Here is a 1900-nt window from a genome sequence, read left to right on the forward strand (position 1 = left end):
GGCGCGGCCGGTCTTGCCGACGAGGGCGTCGACCTTCTTCTCGTCGACGCGCCTGTCGCCGGAGGCGATCACGAGCACGGCGGAATCGTCCGACTTGCGGCGGAAGATGATGCTCTTGGCGATCTGCCCGACGTGGATGCCCAGTGCGTCCGCGGCCTGCTGCGCGGTGCGGGCCGCGTCGTCGAGCATCACCGGCGCGTGCGGATGGCCCAGTGCGGCCAGCACCTCGGTCACGCGCAGCACGCCGGGTGGAAGGGGTACGGAAGCAGAGAGGTTCATGGCCCGCGATGGTAGCGGGCTCAGCCGCCCTTGCGCACCAGCAGCAGGCTCGCCCCCATGGCCATCAGCACGCCGCCGAACACGCGGTTCTGCGCGCGCCGCGCCTTCGCCGTGGCCAGCCAGCGCTGCGCGCGCGAGGCCAGGAAAGCGTAGCCGTGCATCACGATCAGGTCCACACCCACCGAGGTGGCGAGCAGGATCAGCAGCTGCAGCCACAGCGGCCGCTGCGGGTCGATGAACTGCGGCAGCACCGCCACCATGAACACGATGCCCTTGGGGTTGGTCACATTGGTCATGAAGCCGGTCAGCACCCGCTCGCGCACCGACGGCAGGCCGGCGTGCTTCACCAGCGCCTCGCCGGCGGCGGGGGCCTGCTGCGCGACCGGCGCGCGCCACTGCTTCACGCCGAGGTAGATCAGGTAGGCCGCGCCCACCAACTTGACCACGGTGAACGCGGCCGCCGAGGCCAGCAGCAGCGCGCCCACGCCCACCCCGGCGATCAGCAGGATCACCGCCAGTCCCAGCTGCAGGCCGGCGATCGTCGCGCTGGTCTGGCGCACGCCATAGGCCAGGCCATGGCTCATCGACAGCACCGCGCCGGAACCCGGCGAAATGGCGATCACCCAGGACGCCGCGAAGAACGCCAGCCAGACGCTGAACTCCATGGCGATCACCCTGCCCTCTTGGCCAGCAGCGCCCGCGCCACGCGCGAGCCGCTCGGGCGGCCCAGGTGCTCGCTGATGAACTGGCCGGCGTCGACCAGCGCGTCGAGGTCGATGCCCGTCTCGATGCCCATGCCGTGCAGCAGGTAGACCACGTCCTCGGTCGCGACGTTGCCGGTGGCGCCCTTGGCATACGGGCAGCCGCCCAGCCCCGCGACCGACGACTGGAAGTTCCAGACCCCCATCTCCAGCGCCGCCAGCGTGTTGGACAGCGCCTGGCCGTAGGTGTCGTGGAAATGGCCGCTGATGTGGTCGATGTGGAAGTGCCGCTGCGTGGCCTCGATGGCCGCCTGCACCTTGAGCGGCGTGCCCACGCCGATGGTGTCGGCCACGTCCACGCGCTCCACGCCAATGCCCTTCATCAGGCCCGCGAGATAGGCCACGCGTTCGGGCGCAATGTCGCCCTCATAAGGGCAGCCCACGGTGCAGCTCATCGCCCCGCGCACCGCGATGCCGGCCGCCTTGGCCGCCGCGACCACGGGCGCAAAGCGTTCGATGCTCTCGGCGATGGAGCAGTTGATGTTCTTCTGGCTGAAGGCCTCGCTGGCGGCGCCGAAGACGACGATCTCGTCGGGCTTGTCGAGCACCGCTGCCTCGTAGCCCTTGAGGTTGGGCGTGAGCACCGAGTAGCGCACGCCGCCCTGGCGCGTCATGCCCGCCATGACCTCGTGGTTGTCGGCCATCTGCGGCACCCACTTCGGACTGACGTAACTGGTGACCTCGATCTCCTTCAGGCCCGCAGCCTGCAGGCGGTGCACGAGCTCGATCTTGACCGCCGCCGGCACCGGCTGCTTCTCGTTCTGCAGGCCGTCGCGCGGGCCGACCTCGACGAGCTTGACGCGGGTGGGGTAGTTCATGGCTCAGTATCCTCGCTGCCGGTCAACCACGCCGGCGATGGG

Annotated in this window: 3 protein-coding genes; all 3 read right to left on the reverse strand. The window is 69.9% G+C overall.

Annotated features, from left to right (window positions below):
* Positions 1–279 (reverse strand): YbaK/EbsC family protein (locus tag VGF12_RS01645; protein ID WP_331174306.1); only part of this gene is annotated, 279 nt, incomplete at its 3' end.
* A gap of 20 nt (positions 280–299) precedes the next feature.
* Positions 300–944 (reverse strand): LysE family transporter, encoded by a 645-nt coding sequence (locus VGF12_RS01650; protein WP_066155438.1) that lies wholly within the window; start codon positions 942–944, stop codon positions 300–302.
* 5 nt (positions 945–949) lie between these two features.
* Positions 950–1858: a hydroxymethylglutaryl-CoA lyase gene (locus tag VGF12_RS01655; RefSeq protein WP_331174307.1), complete on the reverse strand. Its 909-nt coding sequence runs from the start codon at positions 1856–1858 to the stop codon at positions 950–952.
* Positions 1859–1900 lie beyond the last annotated feature (42 nt).

It is taken from the genome of Roseateles sp. (genome assembly GCF_036404855.1).
Taxonomy (GTDB): Bacteria; Pseudomonadota; Gammaproteobacteria; order Burkholderiales; family Burkholderiaceae_C; genus Pelomonas.